The sequence below is a fragment of the Collinsella sp. AM43-1 genome, assembly GCF_003467925.1.
In the GTDB taxonomy this organism is placed as follows: domain Bacteria; phylum Actinomycetota; class Coriobacteriia; order Coriobacteriales; family Coriobacteriaceae; genus Collinsella.
Genome location: NZ_QSFR01000051.1, coordinates 1 through 955 on the forward strand (window position 1 = coordinate 1; position 955 = coordinate 955).

At 36.9% G+C, this 955-nt stretch carries 2 pseudogenes; both read left to right on the top strand.

Annotated elements, in window-relative coordinates:
- Positions 1-36: 36 nt before the first annotated feature.
- Positions 37-561 (top strand): annotated as a pseudogene (locus DW925_RS10030) (rRNA adenine N-6-methyltransferase family protein); the annotation flags it as partial.
- Positions 562-730: 169 nt separating this feature from the next.
- A pseudogene (locus DW925_RS10355) lies at positions 731-916 on the top strand (topoisomerase DNA-binding C4 zinc finger domain-containing protein); the annotation flags it as partial.
- Between the last annotated feature and the right edge of the window lie 39 nt (positions 917-955).

Genomic DNA, 955 nt, shown 5'->3' on the forward strand with positions numbered 1-955 from the left:
TGAGTCCTGAGGCTGTTGCAATGAAGATGAGAATCAAGGCTGAATACTCGTGTCACTTTAATTCACCAAGATATTCTACAGTTTCAATTCCCTAACAAACAGAGGTATAAAATTGTTGGGAATATTCCTTACCATTTAAGCACACAAATTATTAAAAAAGTGGTTTTTGAAAGCCATGCGTCTGACATCTATCTGATTGTTGAAGAAGGATTCTACAAGCGTACCTTGGATATTCACCGAACACTAGGGTTGCTCTTGCACACTCAAGTCTCGATTCAGCAATTGCTTAAGCTGCCAGCGGAATGCTTTCATCCTAAACCAAAAGTAAACAGTGTCTTAATAAAACTTACCCGCCATACCACAGATGTTCCAGATAAATATTGGAAGCTATATACGTACTTTGTTTCAAAATGGGTCAATCGAGAATATCGTCAACTGTTTACTAAAAATCAGTTTCATCAAGCAATGAAACACGCCAAAGTAAACAATTTAAGTACCGTTACTTATGAGCAAGTATTGTCTATTTTTAATAGTTATCTATTATTTAACGGGAGGAAATAATTCTATGAGTCGCTTTTGTAAATTTGGAAAGTTACACGTTACTAAAGGGAATGTAGATAAATTATTAGGTATACTACTGACAGCTTCCAAGGAGCTAAAGAGGTCCCTAGCGCCTACGGGGAATTTGTATCGATAAGGGGTACAAATTCCCACTAAGCGCTCGGGACCCCTTGTAGGAAAATGTCCTAAGTGTGGCAACAATATTGTATTAAAAAAATCGTTTTATGGTTGTTCAAATTATCCTGAATGTACCTTCACTTTAGCTGAACATTTTAGAAAGAAAAAACTCACCAAAACAAATGTAAAAGAATTACTAGAGGGAAAAGAAACCCTGGTAAAAGGAATCAAAACGAGGTTGATTTTCAATCTCAACGCAACAGCCTGAACGGGCCCC